This is a genomic window from Micromonospora sp. DSM 43699 (assembly GCF_055517075.1).
The window spans coordinates 109155-127442 of the sequence record NZ_JBTMMT010000013.1; the positions used below are offsets into that span (position 1 = coordinate 109155).

10 protein-coding genes and 1 pseudogene are annotated in these 18288 nt (G+C 71.2%); 6 read left to right on the forward strand and 5 right to left on the reverse strand.

The features are described 5' to 3' along the window. The first annotated feature begins 78 nt into the window (after positions 1-78). The 3 genes from AC0AIB_RS09915 to AC0AIB_RS09925 all read left to right on the forward strand — a co-directional run bounded on the left by AC0AIB_RS09915 (position 79) and on the right by AC0AIB_RS09925 (position 2537). Complete coding sequence (locus AC0AIB_RS09915) at positions 79-1737, forward strand: sodium:solute symporter family protein (protein WP_328343533.1); 1659 nt, start codon at positions 79-81, stop codon at positions 1735-1737. A gap of 32 nt (positions 1738-1769) precedes the next feature. Beyond that, the gene (locus tag AC0AIB_RS09920) at positions 1770-2075 is read left to right on the forward strand and encodes a hypothetical protein (protein WP_328343531.1); all 306 of its coding nucleotides are present in this window, start codon (positions 1770-1772) and stop codon (positions 2073-2075) included. A gap of 75 nt (positions 2076-2150) precedes the next feature. After that, positions 2151-2537: a hypothetical protein gene (locus tag AC0AIB_RS09925; protein ID WP_465096462.1), complete on the forward strand. Its 387-nt coding sequence runs from the start codon at positions 2151-2153 to the stop codon at positions 2535-2537. A 112-nt stretch (positions 2538-2649) separates the two neighbouring features. Here AC0AIB_RS09925 and AC0AIB_RS09930 read toward each other — a convergent pair whose 3' ends face one another. Then, positions 2650-4449 (reverse strand): glycoside hydrolase family 6 protein, encoded by a 1800-nt coding sequence (locus AC0AIB_RS09930; protein WP_465096463.1) that lies wholly within the window; start codon positions 4447-4449, stop codon positions 2650-2652. Positions 4450-4995: 546 nt separating this feature from the next. Between AC0AIB_RS09930 and AC0AIB_RS09935 the strand changes: the two genes are divergently transcribed. After that, the gene (locus AC0AIB_RS09935; protein ID WP_465096464.1) at positions 4996-6078 is read left to right on the forward strand and encodes a hypothetical protein; all 1083 of its coding nucleotides are present in this window, start codon (positions 4996-4998) and stop codon (positions 6076-6078) included. Between the two features lies 1 nt (position 6079). After that, the gene (locus AC0AIB_RS09940) at positions 6080-6802 is read left to right on the forward strand and encodes a class F sortase (protein ID WP_328349083.1); all 723 of its coding nucleotides are present in this window, start codon (positions 6080-6082) and stop codon (positions 6800-6802) included. Positions 6803-6896: 94 nt separating this feature from the next. On the opposite strand, the gene AC0AIB_RS09945 is transcribed toward AC0AIB_RS09940, so the two are convergent. Next, positions 6897-11963 (reverse strand): NAD-glutamate dehydrogenase, encoded by a 5067-nt coding sequence (locus AC0AIB_RS09945; protein WP_328343523.1) that lies wholly within the window; start codon positions 11961-11963, stop codon positions 6897-6899. 292 nt (positions 11964-12255) lie between these two features. Here AC0AIB_RS09945 and AC0AIB_RS09950 point away from each other — a divergent pair, with 292 nt between their 5' ends. Then, positions 12256-14217: a penicillin-binding transpeptidase domain-containing protein gene (locus AC0AIB_RS09950; protein WP_465096465.1), complete on the forward strand. Its 1962-nt coding sequence runs from the start codon at positions 12256-12258 to the stop codon at positions 14215-14217. A 6-nt stretch (positions 14218-14223) separates the two neighbouring features. Here the strand turns inward: AC0AIB_RS09950 and AC0AIB_RS09955 are convergent. The 3 genes and pseudogenes from AC0AIB_RS09955 to AC0AIB_RS09965 form a co-directional block, all read right to left on the reverse strand. Continuing rightward, a pseudogene (locus AC0AIB_RS09955) lies at positions 14224-15228 on the reverse strand (arginase family protein); the annotation flags it as partial. Positions 15229-15292: 64 nt separating this feature from the next. Continuing rightward, positions 15293-16216 (reverse strand): tetratricopeptide repeat protein, encoded by a 924-nt coding sequence (locus AC0AIB_RS09960; RefSeq protein WP_328343519.1) that lies wholly within the window; start codon positions 16214-16216, stop codon positions 15293-15295. 253 nt (positions 16217-16469) lie between these two features. Next, positions 16470-18158: an acyl-CoA mutase large subunit family protein gene (locus AC0AIB_RS09965; protein ID WP_328343517.1), complete on the reverse strand. Its 1689-nt coding sequence runs from the start codon at positions 18156-18158 to the stop codon at positions 16470-16472. Between the last annotated feature and the right edge of the window lie 130 nt (positions 18159-18288).

Consider the following 18288-nt stretch of genomic DNA (forward strand, 5'->3'; position numbering starts at 1 on the left):
GGACGGCATGAAACTCCGCACGAGGGGTAATAGCGCCCCCGGCGAGTGCCGACGGCGCGGCGGAAGGGTGGCGGGACGATGGACGGTGCCGGACTCAGACTGAACATGAACGTGTTGGACTACGGCATCCTCGCGCTCTACTTCGTCACCGTGCTGGGCGTCGGCTTCGCCGCCCGCCGGGCGATCCGCACCAGCGTCGACTTCTTCCTCTCCGGGCGTTCGCTGCCCGCCTGGGTGACCGGTCTGGCCTTCGTCTCGGCCAACCTGGGCGCGCTGGAGATCATCGGGATGGCCGCCAACGGCGCGCAGTACGGCATCATGACCGTCCACTACTACTGGATCGGCGCCGTGCCGGCGATGATCTTCCTGGGCATCGTGATGATGCCCTTCTACTACGGCTCCCGGGTGCGCAGCGTCCCCGAGTACCTGCGGCTGCGGTTCAACCGCCCGACCCACCTGCTGAACGCGATCAGCTTCGCGGTGGCCCAGGTGCTGATCGCCGGGGTCAACCTGTACGCGCTGGCGCTGATCATGCAGGCGCTGCTCGGCTGGCCGCTCTGGCTGGCGATCGTCGTCGGCGCGGCGATCGTGCTGGCGTACATCACCGTCGGCGGGCTCACCGGCGCGATCTACAACGAGGTGCTCCAGTTCTTCGTCATCGTGGCCGGTCTGGTGCCGATCACCGTCATCGGCCTGGTGAAGGTGGGCGGCTGGTCCGGCCTGATGGAGTCGGTCCGCGACTCCAAGCTGGGTGAGGCCGGACTGCACGCCTGGGAGGGCACCGGCAGCACCGCCAACCCGCTCGGCGCGCACTGGCTGGGCATCGTGTTCGGGCTCGGTTTCGTGTTGTCCTTCGGCTACTGGACGACCAACTTCGCCGAGGTGCAGCGGGCGCTGTCGGCCAAGAACATGAGCGCCGCCCGGCGTACGCCGATCATCGCCGCGTACCCGAAGCTGGTCATCCCGGTGGTGACAGTGGTCCCCGGCCTGATCGCGCTGGTCACCGTCAAGGGGCTGGGTGCCGAGTCCGGCGACCTGGTCTACAACAACGCCATTCCGCTGCTGATGCGCGACCTGCTGCCCAACGGGGTGCTCGGGATCGCGGTCACCGGCCTGGTCGCCTCGTTCATGGCCGGCATGGCGGCCAACGTCAGCGGCTTCAACACCGTCTTCACCTACGACATCTGGCAGGCGTACGTCCGCAGGGACCGGCCCGACGAGTACTACATCCGGATCGGTCGGATCGCGACAGTGGCCGGCGTGGTGGTCGGCATCGGCACCGCGTTCATCGCCGCCGGGTTCAGCAACATCATGAACTACATCCAGGCGCTCTTCTCGCTGTTCAACGCCCCGCTCTTCGCGACCTTCATCATCGGCATGTTCTGGAAGCGGATGAGCGCGCTGGCCGGCTTCTGGTCGCTGCTGGCGGGCACCCTGGCCGCGCTGGCGACCTACCTGCTCTACAAGGCCGGCGTGGTGCACTTCAACTCCGACCTGGAGGAGAGCTTCTGGGGCGCGGGCATCGCGTTCGTCACGGTCGCCGTGGTGGCCGCGGTGGTCACCCCGCTGACCCGGCCCAAGCGGGCCGAGGAGTTGAAGGGTCTGGTCTACGGCATGGGCGGGGTCGACCTGAAGGGCGACGTGCTCACCGGGGACCAGGTCTGGTGGCGGTCGCCGGTGCTGCTCGGCGCGATCGCGCTGGTGCTGGCCGTGCTCTTCTACATCCCGGTCTTCTGAGCCCGGTCGGTCACGAGAGGGAGGCGTAGGACATGGACCAGCACAGCGAGCGGGCGAACGACCCGCAGGTCGAGGAGACCGAGAACGAACGGAAGCGGTCCGCCGCCGCCCGGCTGTTCGACATCCGCCGGGTGATCGGTGGCCTCTTCGTCGCGTACGGGGTGATCGTCGGGCTGGTCGGCGTCTTCGACTCGGCTGCCGAGATCGACAAGGCACAGGGCGTCCGGATCAACCTCTGGGCCGGGCTGGCGATGCTGGCCTTCGGGCTGTTCATGCTGGCCTGGCAGTGGCTGCGCCCGGTGGTGCCGCCCACCACCGAGGAGGCCCGGGAGGTCTGATCCGCTCCCGGCATGGGGCCGCCCGGACGGGGTACCCGGATCGCGGGAACGCGTCTGGGACAGGAGGGCGGCACCATGACCGATCGTGACCCGAGCCGACCGATGGAGGAGAGCCCGGAGGTGGCCGCCGCGGTGGACGACGACTCCACCGTGCCGCAGCTGGCCGGCGCCGGTGGCACCGACCCGGACGACCCGACGTTCACCGCGCCGGGTGACCGGCCGGCGGCGACCGACGCCCAGCCCGGCGACCTGATCGGTGACCCGTACGCGGCCGGCACCGGGGCCACCGGGACCGGCACCGGGGCCGGCGGGGACGGCATCCGTACCGGGGCCGAGCAGCCCTGGGAGCCGGAGGACCTGGTCATGGCGCGCGGGCAGGACCTGACGCCGGAGAACCTGGAACGGGCCCGGCGGGATCTGGCCGAGCTGGGCCGGGCCGCTGTGGAACGCACAGTTCCCTGAGCCCGCGCCCTGGCATACGGGTGGGCCCCCGGTCCAACCTCTCGGTCGGACCGGGGGCCCGGGTGCGCCCTACCGCGTCAGTGCCTCACTCCAGCCGCGGCGGGCAGGTTCGTCAGAGCGCCGGGTAGGCGTTCTTCATGAGCTCCTGGAACTGCGCGGAGAACCAGGCGCCGGAGATCGGCGCGTTGGGCAGGGCGCCGCTCATGCTGTTGCCGTTACGGGCGTTACCGGTGTAGGTCGGGTCGCACATCCGGTCGAAGCCCTTGCCCTCGTTGTTCGGGATGAGGGAGCTGGAGCCGTCGGACTCACCCGGGGGCTTCACCCAGACGTAGGCGTCGATGCCCGGCTCGGGGTTGGCCTTCGGCCGCTCGCCGAGGCCCGCACCGGCCTGGTTGCACCAGTTGCCGGCGTGGAGCCGACGGTCGACACGACCACCGTTGACGTAGGTGTCGACGCTGGTCGTCGCACCCGGGCCGGTGGGCCGGGCGGTGCCGCCCCAGCCGTTGCGGGAGGTGTCGATCAGCATGCCGATGTTGCTGTTGAAGCCGACCGAGACCAGCTTGTCGCGGAACGCCTGGGCGAAGGTCAGCTCGTCGACGTAGAAGTTCCAGTCGATCCACTTGGACTGGCGGACGGTCTGGCCGTTCACCGAGTCGGTGATCTTGATGTACGGCTCCTTCAGGGCGGAGTAGTTCGCCGTGTTGGTGATGAAGCCGTGCACGTTGTTCACGGTGCTGCCGGACGCGACGGCGGCGGTCTTCAGGATGTCGGCGGTCGGGCCGAAGTTGGTGTCCCAGCCCAGCCAGCCGTGGTGACCGGCGTCGATGTAGTTGTAGACGTTGCCGATCGGGCCCAGCTTGGCCAGGGCGTAGCCGACGCCGTTGACGTACGCGCCGTTGGCCTTCACCACGTCGCACTGCACGGTGCCACCGGCGTTGCCGGAGGTGTTGGTCACCAGGTTCGGCAGCGAGTCGATCTCGACGATGTTGATGATCCGCAGGCTGGCGTACTTGGCGTTGCTCTGGATCGCGGCGATCGGGTCGATGTACTCCGACTTGTAGCGCGGCAGTTCGTCGGCGGCCAGCTCACCGTTGGAGGCGAGCGCCGAGCAGTCCCGGCCGGGCAGGTTGTAGATCACGAACTGGATGTAGCCGGCACCCTGGGCGAGTGCTGCGTCCAGGTGGTCCTTGACGCCCATCGCGCCGTTGGAGCTGCTGTCGGTGGTGCCGTTGATCGCGGCGATCCGGTCCAGCCACACCGCGGTCGGGTTGTTGGAGATCCGGCTGCCACCGGCCTCGGCGTCCGCGTGGGCCTTCCACTCCGGGTTCACGTAGCCCTTGACCCCGGCGTACGGGTTGTCCACCTTCTGCCCCGGCGGGGTGGTGACCGGCGGAGTCGTCGGCGGCGCCGTCGTGGGCGGCGCGGTGGTCGGCGGGGCCGTGGTGGGCGGCGCGGTGGTCGGCGGCGCGGTGGTGGGCGTGACGCCACCGTTGCAGACCACGCCGTTCAGGGTGAACGAGGTCGGCTTGGGGTTGCTGCCGCTCCACGAGCCGTTGAAGCCGAGGGTGGTGCTGGCCCCACGGCCCAGCGAGCCGTTGTAGGCCTCGTTGGTGGCGGTCACGTTCTGGCCGCTCTGCGTCCACTTGGCCGACCAGCCCTGGGTGACCCGCTGGCTGCTGTTGGGGAAGGTGAAGCCGAGGTTCCAGGAGCTGATCGGGTCACCCACGTTGCGGATGGTGACGCTCGCGGTGAAACCACCGGACCAGTCGTTGCTGGTGTAGTCGATGCTGCACTGGGTGGCGGCCTGCGCCGCGGTGACCGGGATGGTCACGAGCCCGCCCGCGACCAGCACGCTCGCCCCGGTGAGGGCGAACGCCCGGCGTCGGGCGGACAGACTTCTCCACAGATTCATGCCTTTTGCACTCCTTGGGCGAGACCGGCACCGCGTGGGGACCGGCAAGTGGCGCGTGAGCGTCCTGGGGTACGGACGACCCCGGCGCCAACGGGACATCTCGGGGGTGCCCGGCCTGGGGGGACGGGCGTGGTGGTGGCGAGCTGCACCGGTCCCGTGGGACCGGTCGGCGGTGACGTCGTCCGGTGCACCGGTTGCCCTCGACATCTGCCGCACGCGGTGTGGCTCCCCGAACCGCGTACACGGATTCTTGCATGGGAGCGCTTCCATGGCAATGGCTCGATACCTCGCGGCAACCTGCCCGCAACGCCCGCCAGGTGACTCCGACCCCGTCGAGCGTATCCCCGCCCAGCTCCGCCGGGCGGACAGCAACCGCGCACCGTGGCGACAATGCCGACACAACCGGCCTTGAACCCGTAAAGCCGTGATCATCGGTAAAGCCGAAAACACGAATCTTTCCCCGGATAAGTCGTGAAACGGTCTAACGTCGGTCATAGCTCGACTGTCGTCGGGCTCAGGACAACAGGGGATGGAGTGACGCAGGTCATGGCTAACAAGATGCTCGGGAAGGTCGTCGCGGGTGCCGCTCTCGGTGGCGCGTCCCTTCTGGTCTTCTCGCCGGGGATCGCGTTCGCGGACGGTCACCACGACGGCGAGAGCCGGGACGGCAAGGTCTTCGCCAAGCCGCACGTCGTCAAGCCCGGCGAGGAGGTCAAACTCATCGCCATCTGCCCGGAACCGCAGGAGCAGGCCTTCGTCTGGTCCAAGGTCACCGGCAAGGTCAAGCTCAAGCCGGCCGACGGCCGGGGCGAGGACCACGGCGACGGGAAGGACGAAGAGGGCAAGGGCGAAGAGCACGGCAAGGACGAGGGACACGGCAAGGGCGAGGAGGGCAAGGGCGAGGACCACGGCAAGGGCCCGGACGGAAAGGGCCCCGACGGCAACGGTCCCAAGCCCCAGCCCCCGGCCGAGGGTGGACAGCCTCCGGCCGACGGCGGGGGGCAGCCCCCGGCCGACGGTCAGGGCGGTGGCTTCATGGCCGCCGACCAGGGCCCGGACCACGGAGGCAAGGGCGAAGAGGGCAAGGGTGAGGAGCACGGCAAGCCCGACGAACACGGCAAGCCGGGTGCGGGCGAAGAGTCCGACGAACACGGCAAGGGCGAAGAGGGCAAGGGCGAAGAGCACGGCAAGCCCGACGAACACGGCAAGCCGGGTGCGGGCGAAGAGTCCGACGAACACGGCAAGCCGGGTGCGGGCGAAGAGTCCGACGAACACGGCAAGCCGGGCTACGGCGAGGAGGAGTGGCTGGGCCACGACGAGTACGGCCAGGACGAGGAGTCCGGCTACGGCAAGGACGAGGGCGGCTGGGAGCACAAGAAGGACTTCGTCTACTACGGCGAAGCCAAGGTCTCCGAGGACGCCCGTCCGGGCAAGTACGAGCTGGAGGGCTCGTGCGGCGAGGGCGAACTGGTCGTCCTGCCGAAGGGGCACGTCGACGGCGGCGACGGTGGGATGACCACCACCGGTGCCGACCGGAGCATGGTCGCCGGTGGAGCGGGCATGATCGGTGCGGCAGCCCTCGGCGGCATCGTGCTGATGCGTCGGCGTCGGGCCGATGAGCTCGGCTGACCTGACGGCGACACGGGCCGGCGGCCGTCACGGGAGACCGTGGCGTGCCGCCGGCGCGGCCGTCGTCGTCCTACTCGCCATGGCCGGCTCCGGCCTGGTCGGTGCGTCGATCCGCAGCGCGCCCCCGCCGCGTCCACCGCAGCCCGCGGCCCAGTCCGCGCCGCAGCCCGCCCCGGCGACCACCCCCGGCGAGGACACCGGGCCGGTGGACGACCCGGACGCCCAGGTGCCCGCCGACGCGAGCGTCCCACCGGGTCCCGTTCCGCTGCCCCGGTCCGCCCCCACCACCATCACCATCCCCAAGATCGGGGTCAACGCGGAGATCATGCCGTTGGGCACCAACCCGGACGGCACGGTCCAGGTGCCCCCGCTGGACCAGGCCCAGCGCGCCGGCTGGTACGAGCCGGGGACCAGCCCCGGCGAGACCGGCAACGCGGTGATCGTCGGGCACGTCGACTCGGCGAAGCTCGGTCCGGCGGTCTTCTTCCAACTCGGCGCGCTGCTGCCGGGCGACCTCGTCGCGGTGACCCGGGCGGACGGTAGCGTCGCCACCTTCACCGTCGACGAGGTGCGGTCCTACCCCAAGGAGCAGTTCCCCACCGAGCAGGTGTACGGCCCGAACGACCGCCCCGGACTACGGGTGGTGACCTGCGGCGGCCAGTTCGACCAGGGTGCGGGCAGCTACCGGGACAACGTGATCGTCTTCGCCACGCTGACGTCCTGACCCCGTCCGCGACCACTGTCGCGTGCGGACCCGCACCTGCGGGCGGGAGAAAACGACCCGCGCCTCCGAACCGGAGGCGCGGGTCGGCGTACGGTCAGGCGGCGCCGGACGTCCGCACCAGGGTACGGATCTGTCGCAGCAGCACCGACAGCGAGGCGAGGTCGGCCCGCGACTCGTCGAACTCCCCCATGGCCCGGTTCGCCCGGTGGATCGAGGTGGCGTTCGACTGTTCCCACTGGAGCACCCGCTCCTGCGGCGGCAGGTCGTCCGGCGTGGAGTCGAGCACCTCCCCGGTGAGCGCGGCCAGCGCGGCGTACAGGTCGTAGCGCAGCGCCATCCGGGCCAGCGTCTGCCAGCGGTCCTCACGCGGCAGCAGGGAGATCTTCGACAGCAGCGAGTCCACCCGGAACCGGTCGGAGAGCACGAAGTAGACCGAGGCCACCTCGCCGACGTCCCGCCCACCGGTCCGGGCCGTCTCCACCACGTCCAGCAGACCGAAGCTGTACATCAGCCGGGTCGCCTGCTCGGCCAGGTCGGGCGGCAGTCCCCGGCCGGTCATCGCGTCGATGTGCGCCCGCAGCGACTCCCGCTCGCTGCCGTGGAACCGCTCCTGGAGGTCGGGCAGCAGCCGGGCCACCCCGTCGCGGAGCCGGTCGATCTCGGCCGGCACGTCGATCGGCGAGCGCCTGTTGGTCACCAGCCAGCGCACCGCCCGGTCGAGCAGCCGCCGGGTGTCCAGGTAGACGCTCGTCTGCAACTCCGGCGAGACCTGGTTGTCGAGCGCCTCGACCGCGGCCCACAGCTCCCGCAGCCCGAAGACCTCGCGGACCACCACGTACGCCCGGATCACGTCGGCCGCCGACGCGGCCGTCTCCTCGACGACCCGGAAGACGAACGAGATGCCGCCCCGGTTGATCGCCTCGTTGACCAGGACGGTGGTGACGATGTCCCGGCGCAGCCGGTGCTGGGCCATCCGGTCGGCGAACCGCTCGCGCATCGGCGTCGGGAAGTACTTGACCAGGACGTCGGTCGTCCACTCCTCGTCCGCGAGGCCCTCGTTGAGGATCTCCCGCTCCAGCACGATCTTCACGTACGCGAGCAGCACCGCGAACTCCGGCGCGGTGAGCCCGGACTCGGTGCGTACCGCCAGCTCCTCGTCCGGGGGCAGCGCCTCCAGCGCCCGGTCGAGCTGACCGGCCCGTTCCAGCTCACTGATCATCCGGCGGTGCACAGGCAGCAGCGAGGCGGCCTGGGCCTGCGAGTTGTTTATCGCCCGCGCCTGGTCGTAGTTGTCCCGCAGCACCAGCTCGGCGACCTCGTCGGTCATCTGGGCGAGCAGTTCGTCGCGGGCGGGGACGTCCAGCGCGCCGTCGGCGACCGCCGTGTTGAGCAGGATCTTGATGTTCACCTCGTGGTCGGAGCAGTCCACCCCGGCCGCGTTGTCGATGAAGTCGGTGTAGATCCGGCCGCCGGTCATCGCGTACTCGATCCGGCCGTGCTGGGTGCAGCCCAGGTTGCCGCCCTCGCCGACGACCCGGCAGCGCAGGCTCCTGCCGTCCACCCGGATCGCGTCGTTGGACTTGTCGCCCACCTCGGCGTTGGTCTGGCTGGACGCCTTCACGTAGGTGCCGATGCCGCCGTTCCAGAACAGGTCCACCGGTGCGGTGAGGATCGCCTTCATCAGCTCCGGCGGGCTGAGCTGGGTGACGTCGTCGGCCAGGCCGATGGCGGCCCGCACCTGCGGGGTGATCGGGATGGACTTGGCGCCCCGGGGGAAGATCCCGCCGCCCTCGGAGATCAGCTTCGGGTCGTAGTCCTCCCAGGACGACCGGGGCAGGTCGAACAGCCGCTTCCGCTCGGCGTACGAGGCGGCGGCGTCCGGGTCCGGGTCGAGGAAGATGTGCCTGTGGTCGAACGCGGCCACCAGCCGGATGTGCTCGGAGAGCAGCATCCCGTTGCCGAACACGTCGCCGGACATGTCACCGACCCCGACCACTGTGAAGTCGGCCGTCTGGGTGTCGTGGCCCAGCTCGCGGAAGTGCCGCTTGACCGACTCCCAGGCGCCCCGGGCGGTGATGCCCATCCTCTTGTGGTCGTAGCCGGCCGAACCGCCGGAGGCGAACGCGTCGCCCAGCCAGAAGCAGTGCGCGGCCGAGATCCGGTTGGCGGTGTCGGAGAACGTCGCGGTGCCCTTGTCCGCCGCGACCACCAGGTAGGGGTCGTCGGGGTCGTGCCGCACCACGTCCGTCGGCGGGACGATCTCCCCGGAGACGATGTTGTCGGTGACGTCGAGCATCGCGCCGACGAACTCCTGGTAGCAGGCGACCGCCTCGTCCCGGTCCCCCGGCTTCTGCTTCAGCACGAAGCCGCCCTTGGCGCCCACCGGCACGATCACCGCGTTCTTCACCATCTGCGCCTTGACCAGGCCGAGCACCTCGGTACGGAAGTCCTCCCGCCGGTCGGACCAGCGCAGCCCGCCCCGGGCCACCGGCCCGTACCGCAGGTGCACACCCTCGAACCGGGGCGAGTAGACGAAGATCTCGAACTTGGGCCGGGGCGCCGGCAGGTCCGGAATGGCCTGCGGGTCCAGCTTGAACGCCACGTACGGCTTGGGTCGCCCGTCGGCGCGCTTCTGGTAGAAGCTGGTCCGCAGGGTGGCCTGCATCAACGTCAGGTAGGCGCGCAGGATCCGGTCCTGGTCGAGGCTGGCCACGTCGTCCAGGGCCGCCCCGATCGCCTCGACCAGCTCGCCGCTGCGCTCCCGGCGCTGCTCGGTGCTCCGTCCGTCCGGGACGAATCGCACCTCGAAGAGCTCCACCAGCAGCGCGGCGATCTGCGGGTACGCGATGAAGGTCTGTTCCATGTACTCCTGGGAGAAGACCGCCCCGGTCTGCCGCAGGTACTTCGCGTACGCCCGCAGCACCACCACCTGCCGCCAGGTCAGGCCGCCGCGCAGGACCAGCTCGTTGAAGCCGTCCACCTCGGCCTCGCCCCGCCAGGCGGCGGCGAAGGCGTTCTCCACGTGCGGGCGCACCTCGGCCAGCTCCTGGTGCCCCTCGGGCAGCCGCAGCCCGAAGTCGTAGAGGAAGACCCGGCCGTCGATCCGGTCCACCTCGTACGGGTGCTCGTCGACCACCCGGACGCCGAGCGAGTGCAGCACCGGCAGCACGGCGGAGAGCATCATCGGCTCGCCGTACCGGTAGACCTTGAAGCGGACGTCCATCGCCTCGTCGGCCCCGACGTCGCGCTGGGGTGCCCACTGCTTGCGGAACAGGTGCATCTCCAGCTGGCCGGGCTCCTCCAGCAGCTCCAGCTTGGCCAGGTCCTTCATCGCCTCGTACGGCGTGTGCCCGTCCTTGTAGCCCTCCGGGAAGGCGTCGGCGTACCTGGCGAACAGGTGCTTGGACTGCTCGTCGCCGAGTTTGCGTTCCAGCACCAGCCGGTAGTCGTCGTCCCACAGCCTCGTGGCGTCGGCCAACTCCTCGGCGAGCAGGTCGGCGTCGATCTCCCCGGGCGGCCGGTTCGGGTCGGTCCGGACGATGAAGTGCACCCGGGCCAGCATCGACTCGGTGACCCGGGTGGTGTAGTCCACCCCGACCCCGTTCAGCTCGCGCAGCAGGATGTCCTGCATGCGCAGCCGGTTCTGGGTGGTGAACCGGTCCCGGGGCAGGTAGATCAGGCAGGAGATGAACCGCCCGTACGCGTCGCGGCGCAGGAACACCCGCAGCTGCCGGCGGCCGGCCATCCTCAGCACGCCGACCACCGCGTGGTAGAGGTCGTCGGTCTTGATCTGGAACAGCTCGTCACGCGGGTAGGTCTCCAGGATCTGGAGCAGGTCCTTGCCGGAGTGGCTGCGCTGGCTCAGCCCGGAGCGGTCCAGCACCTCGGCCACCTTGCGGCGGACCACAGGCAGCTCCCGGACGCTGGTCCGGTAGGCCGCGGTGGAGAACAGGCCGAGGAACCGCCGCTCGCCGACCACCTCGCCGGCCGAGTCGAAGATCTTGAACCCGATGTAGTCCAGGTAGGCCGAGCGGTGCACGGTGGCCCGGGAGTTCGCCTTGGTGATGATCAGCAGCCGCTTCTCCATCACCTTCTCGTGCGCCTCCGGCGTCATCGACGACAGCGCCCGCGCCTCCGGCGAGTCCGACCGCAGGATGCCCAGGCCGGTGCCGAGGACGGCCTCCAGCGCGGGGCCGCCCTGCCCGCCGGAGTCGACCAGGCGGTACTCCCGGTAGCCGAGGAAGGTGAAGTGGTCGTGGGCCAGCCAGCGCAGCAGCTCCACCGAGTCGGTGATGTCCTTCTCCGGCACCGGCGGCCGGTCGCCCGCCGTCCGGGCGGAGGCCAGGTCGTCGGCGAGCGCCAGGGCCTGCTGGCGCATCCTGGGCCAGTCCTCGACGGCCTCCCGCACGTCGGTGAGCACCCGCTGCAACTCGCGGCGCAGCTGGTCCCGCAGCTCGGCGTCGCGGACCGGGTCGATCTCGATCCGCATCCAGCTCTCGACCAGGTCACCGGCGATGGCGTCGTCCGGCTCCACGTCGGCGGAGACCTCGCTCAGCCGGCCCAGCGGCTCCCGCCGGACCACCACCAGCGGGTGCACCAGCAGGTGTACGTCGAGGTGGTGGGCATTGAGCAGGGCGGTGACCGAGTCGACAAGGAACGGCATGTCGTCGGTGACGATCTCGACGACGGTGTGGTGCTGGTCGGCGTCGGGTGCGTGGATGCGCAGCTTCAGCTCGCCCGGCACCCGCTGCTGGGCCAGGTCCCGGTGCGCGCGGGCCGCGTCGAGCATCTCCTCGGCGGTGAACCCGATCAGCTCCTCGTCCGGCGCGAACCGCCAGAACCGACCCACCAGGGTCGCCGCGTCGTGGTCGTCACCCGCCAGCGCCACCGCCTGGGCCACCAGGCGCTCGGCGTTGGGCACCGGCTCGTCGAGTGCGGCGTCCTCCACGTCGTCACCGAGAGCTTCCATCGGAAGACCCAGGTCGTAGAGGGTGTCGATGCTCGAACCGGTCATCCCGGTCACGCCGGTGTCGAGTCGACCGTAGCCGTCCCCGTCGGTCGGCGGGCTGTCCCCGTCGGTGGCCGAATCGAAGCTGTCGTCCCGGCCGGTGTCGCTCTGCCGGAGGTCGGGTCCCGGTTTGATCGCCGGACGCCGGTCCATGGGTGCCACTCCCCTCGACGACCCACCGCGTTGTGGGTCACTCTGCCGCCCCACCTTAGGCCCTGCCGCTTCGTGCCTTCGTCGGCGGACCGTCGCTGCGACGTCCGGTTCGGGACACCGACCAGGCAGCCCTTGCAGATGCCCGATCGGCCGGGTGCCGTGTACCCCGTCCCGGGATGTTCATCACACCTCCGCGCCCGCCTCTTCACCTCGCCCACACCGCGCGGGGCAGTACGGGCGGCGATCGCGTACTAGCGTGCAGGGCAGCCCGCCACTCGGAAGGTGCAGCTCCATGCCCCTGTCGTACCCGTACCACCGCCCTGGCACTCCCCTGCGGCGGGGTCTCGCGGCCCTGGCCGTCTCGGTGCTGGCGGCCGGCACCCTGGTCGGCTGCTCCGGCGACGACGGGCTCGACGGCAGCGTGGAGGCGTTCCTCGCCGGCTGGCGCTCCGGCAACCTGGACAAGGTGGGCTTCGTCGACCCGACCGGGGCGAGGGTGCCCGCCACCGCCGTCGCCGAGGAGATCAAGAAGCTCTCCGGTGACCTCGCCGCCACCCCGCCCACCCTGAGCCGCAGCGGTGACCCCGAGGTCACCAAGAACCTCGCCACCACCCGGGTCGAGATCCGGTGGGCGCTGCCGGGCGGGGTGAACTGGTCCTACCAGCGGCCGGTCCGGCTGCGGCAGCACGACGGCGACGACCAGTGGCAGGTGATCTGGGAGCCACAGGTGCTGCACGAGCAGTTGGAGAAGGGTGACCGGCTGACGCTGCGGCGGACCGCCGCCCCCCGGGCCGGGGTGCTGGACGGCGCGGGGAAGCCGATCGTGACGCCCCGGCCGGTGGTCCGGATCGGGTTGCAGCCCAGCGAGGTCACCGACGCCAAGGCCCTGGTGGGGAAGCTCGACGCGGCGTTCAAGGCGGTCACGCCGCCGATCAGCCCCCCGGTCGACCTCACCGACCTTCCGAAACGGCTCGCCGACTCCGATCCGGGCGCCTTCGTCGAGGTGGTGACGTTGCGCGACGAGGCGTACCGGCAGATCCGGTCCCGGATCTACGACCTGCCGGGGACGAAGTTCCGGGCCGAGAAGCTCGACCTGGCCCCCACCCGGGAGTTCGCCCGCGCCCTGCTCGGCACGGTCGACCAGGCGCAGGCCGACGACCTGGCCGCCCACCCCGACCGGTACGCCAAGGGTGACCTGGTCGGCCACGGTGGCCTCCAGGGCCGCTACGACGAGCGGCTGCGCGGCGTTCCCGGCACGACCGTGGAGATCCGCCGGCCCAGCACCGAGGGCGGCAGCACGGTGGTCACCGAGGCGTTCCGGCAGGAGCCGACCGCCGGTCAGCCGGTGCGCACCAGCCTCGACGTGGCCACCCAGAACGCCGCCGACGCCGCGTTGCGGGCCGAGAAGCGGCGGGCGGCGGTGGTGGCGGTACGGATCAGCGACGGCGCGGTGCTCGCCGCCGCCAACGGTCCCGGGGCTGCCGGGGAGAACCTGGCCTTCACCGCCCAGGTGCCGCCCGGCTCCACCTTCAAGGTGGTCAGCGCCCTCGGCCTGCTGGACAAGGGCGCGGTGACCCCGCAGACAGTCGTCGACTGCCCGAAGACCCGCGCGGTGGACGGTCGGTCGTTCAAGAACTCCGACGACTTCGTCCTGGGCAAGGTGCCGTTCCGGACCGACTTCGCGAAGTCCTGCAACACCGCGTTCGTCGCGCTGGCCCCGCAGCTCGGCCCGGACGGGCTGGCCGCCGCCGGCCGCACCCTCGGCCTGGAGGGCAGCTGGGATCTCGGCGCGGACGTCTTCACCGGCAAGGTCTCGACCGGCGACGCTCCGACCGAGCAGGCTGCCGCCGCGATCGGCCAGGGCACCACAGTGGTCAGCCCGCTGGCCATGGCCGGGGCCACCGCCGCCGTCGCCCGGGGCCGCTGGGAGCAGCCGAAGCTGGTGCTCGACCCGGCCCCGGCCGCGCCCGCCGAGGCCGGCCCGCCGCTGAAGGCCGGGTCGGTGGCGGGGCTCAAGACGATGATGCGCGAGGTGGTCACCGCCGGCACCGGCAAGGCCCTGGCCGACGTTCCGGGTGGCCCGGTGTACGGCAAGACCGGCACCGCCGAGTACGACGACGACCCGGCGCACACCCACGCCTGGTTCGTCGGTTGGCGGGGGGACGTCGCGTTCGCCGTCTTCGTCGAGCAGGGCGGATCGAGTACGGCCAGCGCCGTCCCGATCGCCGAGCGCTTCCTCCGCGCCCTCGGCTGACCGTCAGGCCACCGGTTCCTCGGCCCGGTCCGCCACCTCGGGGATCGGGTCGGGCTGGACCGGCCGGGGTGGCAGCAGCCGGGGCGCGACGGCGTCCGGGGCGACCACCGGGGCCAACCCGGCGACGACCGTGTTGACGATCTCGCCGGCGTACGCGCCGTCCGGGTCGTAGTCGGGGTCGAAGACGGTCAGCTCGACGCCGAGGCAGTGCGGGGTGTCCACCAGCCCGGCGAGCAGGATCTCCAGCTCGGCGAAGGCGATCCCACCGGGGTCGGGGGCGTCCACGGCCGGCATCACCGCCGGGTCGAGCACGTCCACGTCGATGTGCACCCAGTAACCGGCGCAGTCGGCCAGCTGCTCGTGCGCCCACTGGGCGCTGCGGGCGGCCCCCTCGGCGCGCAGGGCCGGCACCGGGCGGGTGGTGATCCCGGCGGCCTGGAGGTCGAGCCGGTACTCGTCCTGCGCCCGGATGCCGAGCACCACCACGTCGATGTCCCGGAAGTACGGTCGACGCCCCTCGATGGCGGCCAGGTCGGCCTGCCCGCGCCCGGTCACCAGGGCCAGGTCCTCCCCCGCCGCCGCGCCGACGTAGGAGGCGTTGCCGGGGTGCCGGAAGTCGGAGTGGCCGTCGACGAAGACCAGCCCGATCCGCCCGCCGACCGCCTCACCGAGCCGGTGCATGGCCAGCGCCGAGCCGAGCAGCACCGAGCAGTCCCCACCGAGGACCAGGGGAAACTCGCCCCGGTCGATGATCGCGCCGATCCGGTCGGCGAGCGCCGTCGAATAGTCGGAGATCTCCCGGGCGTGGCAGACCCCGTCGCCGGGCCGCCAGTCGCCCGGGTCGTACCGGGGGGCGGTGAGGCAGCCGGCGTCCCGGGCGCCCAGCCGGGCGAGCAGCCCGTGGTCGCGCAGCGCCCCGGGGGCCTTGCCGCAGCCGGGGACGGAGGTGGAGGTGGGTGGTCGCAGACCCAGGTTGGTCGGCGCGTCGAGGACGGCGATTCGGCGCATCACGGGCTCCCGTCCTCGATGGGTGGCGGGCCGGCCGGAGGGCCGGCCCGCGCGGGCGTGTCAGGTCTCAGAACAGGGCGCTGGCCAGGGCGCGGCGGGCGGAGGCCACGGCGGGGTCGTCCGGGCCGGCGATGCTGAACAACGAGATCAGGTGTTGGCGGGCCTTGTCCCGGTCGTCGCCGGCGGTCCGCCGGACCAGCCCGACCAGCCGCGCGTACGCCTGCTCGGCCATCCCGCTGAGCACCTCGATGTCGGCGGCGAGCAGCTGGGCTTCGACGTCGTCGGGGTTTGCCTGTGCGGTGGCGAGCGCGGCCTGCGGGTCCGCGCCGGCGACCCGCCGGGCCACCCCGACCTGGGCCAACCCGGCCTCGGCCGCGGCGTCCGCCGGGGACTCGGCCAGGATCTTGCGGTACGCCTGCTCGGCGGCGTCCAGGTCGCCGCTCATCAGGGCGTCGTCGGCCTCGTCGAGGCGCGGGTCCTCCGGCTCGGCCACGGTGACGCCACCGGCCTTGAGCACGGCGGCGAGCCACTGGCGAAGCTGCGGCTCGGGGATCACCCCGGGGAAGGCGTCGATCGGCCGCCCGCCGACGACCGCGTAGACGGTGGGGATCGCCTGGATCTGGAACATCTGCGCGATCCGGGGGTTCTCCTGGACGTCGACCCGGGCGAGGACCCACTGGCCGGCGCCCTCGGCCGCCAACCGCTCCAGCACCGGGGCGAACTGGTCGCTGTCCGGGTAGCCGGCCGCGCCGAAGAAGACCACCACGGGTGTGGTCATCGACCGTTCGAGCACCTCGGACTGGATGTTCGACTCTGTCACGTCGAGCGCGGCGGTGCCGCCACCTGCGGCGGGACCGCCCGATGGACCGGTGGGTGCGCCGGTCTGGCTCGGTGTGGCGGGACGGGAACTGGCCGGGGCGGTGCCGCGCAGCGCGCTGAGGTCGACCGCGCCGCGGGTGAAGATCGACGAGGTGATCCGTGGGTCGCTCATGGTTACCTAGTCTCGCACGACCCCCACTGTCCTCGGCTCAGCCACAACGCCCACAGTTGCCACTCTCACCTCCCACTACCCCCCACACCCCACCTCGTCGATCATGGACTTGCGGTGGGCGGAACGCCCCTTTTAAGGCGCTCTGCCCCCACCACAACTCCATGATCGACCAGCGGGTGGGGTGGGGGTTCGTTCTTGTGGCTCCGCTGCGTGGAAGCGGGCCTCAGTGGGAGGAAGTGGGTCTACTTCCGGGTTAGAAGCGGGCGGGTTCGCGGTAGGTGCCCCATTCGGCGCGGAGGGCGTCGCAGATCTCGCCGAGGGTGGCTTCGGCGCGGACGGCGTCGAGCATGGGCGGGATCATGTTGACGCCGGTGCGGCTGGCCTCGATCATGCGCTGCACCGCCGCCGTCACCGCCGCGTCGTCGCGGTCGGCCCTGCGCGCGGCGAGCACCCGACGCTGCTCCAGCTCCACCTCGTGCGAGATGCGCAGGATCTCCAGCTCCTTGGCGGTCGTGCCGGTGTGGCAGTTGACCCCGACGATCTTCTTGTCGCCCTTCTCCAGGGCCTGCTGGTAGACGAAGGCCGACTCGGCGATGTGGCCGGTGAACCAGCCGTCCTCGATGCCCCGCAGGATGCCCGAGGTCATCGGGCCGATCCGGTGCGGGCCGTCCCCGCCGAGCTGCCGGATCCGGGCGAAGATCTCCTCCGCCTCGGCCTCGATGGCGTCGGTCAGCGCCTCGACGTACCAGGAGCCGCCGAGCGGGTCGGCCACGTTTGTCACCCCGATCTCCTCCATCAGCACCTGCTGGGTGCGCAGGGCGATCTCGGCGGATTCGTCGGTGGGCAGGGCCAGGGTCTCGTCCAGGGCGTTGGTGTGCAGCGAGTTGGTGCCGCCGAGCACCGCCGCCAGGGCCTCCACCGCGGTGCGTACCACGTTGTTGACAGGTTGTTGCGCGGTCAGCGACACCCCGGCGGTCTGGGTGTGGAACCGCAGCCAGAGGGCTTTCTCGCTGGTGGCGCCATAGACGTCGCGCAGCCAGCGGGCCCAGATCCGGCGGGCGGCCCGGAACTTGGCGATCTCCTCGAAGAAGTCCAGGTGCGCGTCGAAGAAGAAGCTCAGCCCGGGGGCGAAGACGTTGACGTCCAACCCCCGCGAGAGCCCCAGCTCGACGTAGCCGAACCCGTCGGCAAGCGTGTACGCCAACTCCTGCGCGGCGGTCGAGCCGGCCTCGCGGATGTGGTAGCCGGAGACCGACAGCGGCTTGTAGCGCGGGATCTCGGCGGCGCAGTATTCCATCAGGTCGCCGATCAGGCGCAGATGCGGCTCGGGGTCGAAGAGCCACTCCTTCTGCGCGATGTACTCCTTGAAGATGTCGGTCTGCAACGTGCCGTCCAGCTTGGACAGGTCGACGCCCTGCCGCTCGGCGGCGACCAGGTACATGCAGAAGACCGGCACCGCCGGGCCGGAGATGGTCATCGAGGTGGTGACGCCGGCCAGGTCGATGCCGTCGAAGAGGGCCTCCATGTCGGCGGCGGTGTCCACCGCGACCCCGCAGTGGCCGACCTCGCCGAGCGCCTGCGGGTCGTCGGAGTCGCGTCCCATCAGGGTCGGCATGTCGAACGCGACGGAGAGCCCGCCACCGCCCGCGCCGAGGATCATCTTGTAGCGCTCGTTGGTCTGCTGGGCGTTGCCGAAACCGGCGAACTGCCGGATCGTCCAGGCCCGCCCCCGGTAGCCGGTCGGATGCAACCCCCGGGTGTACGGGAACTCGCCCGGCCAGCCGATCCGCTCGAACCCGGGGTAACCGGTCCCCTCGGGTGGCCCGTACACCGGCTGCACGGTGGTGCCGGAGAGCGTGGTGAAGTCCGCGTCCCGCTTGCGCGCGGCGTCGTACCGGGCCTGCCAGCGTGCCCGTCCGGCGGCGATCTCGTCGGCGTTCATCCGCGGGGCTCCTCCTCGAGTCCTCGACTGTGCCCCGAGTGTAGAACGAGAACCTGAACGATCGCTAAGTCAACCCCCACCCGACGCCACCCGGCCGGACGCACCCCCGCCTGCGGGGGGTGGGCGGGGG

Bases quoted from the DNA above. Each gene is read 5' to 3' on its own strand.
- AC0AIB_RS09945 (WP_328343523.1), bottom strand. From the start codon at position 11,963: ATGGACCGGCGTCCGGCGATCAAACCGGGACCCGACCTCCGGCAGAGC.
- AC0AIB_RS09925 (WP_465096462.1), top strand. From the start codon at position 2,151: ATGACCGATCGTGACCCGAGCCGACCGATGGAGGAGAGCCCGGAGGTG.
- AC0AIB_RS09935 (WP_465096464.1), top strand. From the start codon at position 4,996: ATGGCTAACAAGATGCTCGGGAAGGTCGTCGCGGGTGCCGCTCTCGGT.
- AC0AIB_RS09950 (WP_465096465.1), top strand. From the start codon at position 12,256: ATGCCCCTGTCGTACCCGTACCACCGCCCTGGCACTCCCCTGCGGCGG.
- AC0AIB_RS09920 (WP_328343531.1), top strand. From the start codon at position 1,770: ATGGACCAGCACAGCGAGCGGGCGAACGACCCGCAGGTCGAGGAGACC.
- AC0AIB_RS09965 (WP_328343517.1), bottom strand. From the start codon at position 18,158: ATGAACGCCGACGAGATCGCCGCCGGACGGGCACGCTGGCAGGCCCGG.
- AC0AIB_RS09930 (WP_465096463.1), bottom strand. From the start codon at position 4,449: ATGAATCTGTGGAGAAGTCTGTCCGCCCGACGCCGGGCGTTCGCCCTC.
- AC0AIB_RS09960 (WP_328343519.1), bottom strand. From the start codon at position 16,216: ATGAGCGACCCACGGATCACCTCGTCGATCTTCACCCGCGGCGCGGTC.
- AC0AIB_RS09915 (WP_328343533.1), top strand. From the start codon at position 79: ATGGACGGTGCCGGACTCAGACTGAACATGAACGTGTTGGACTACGGC.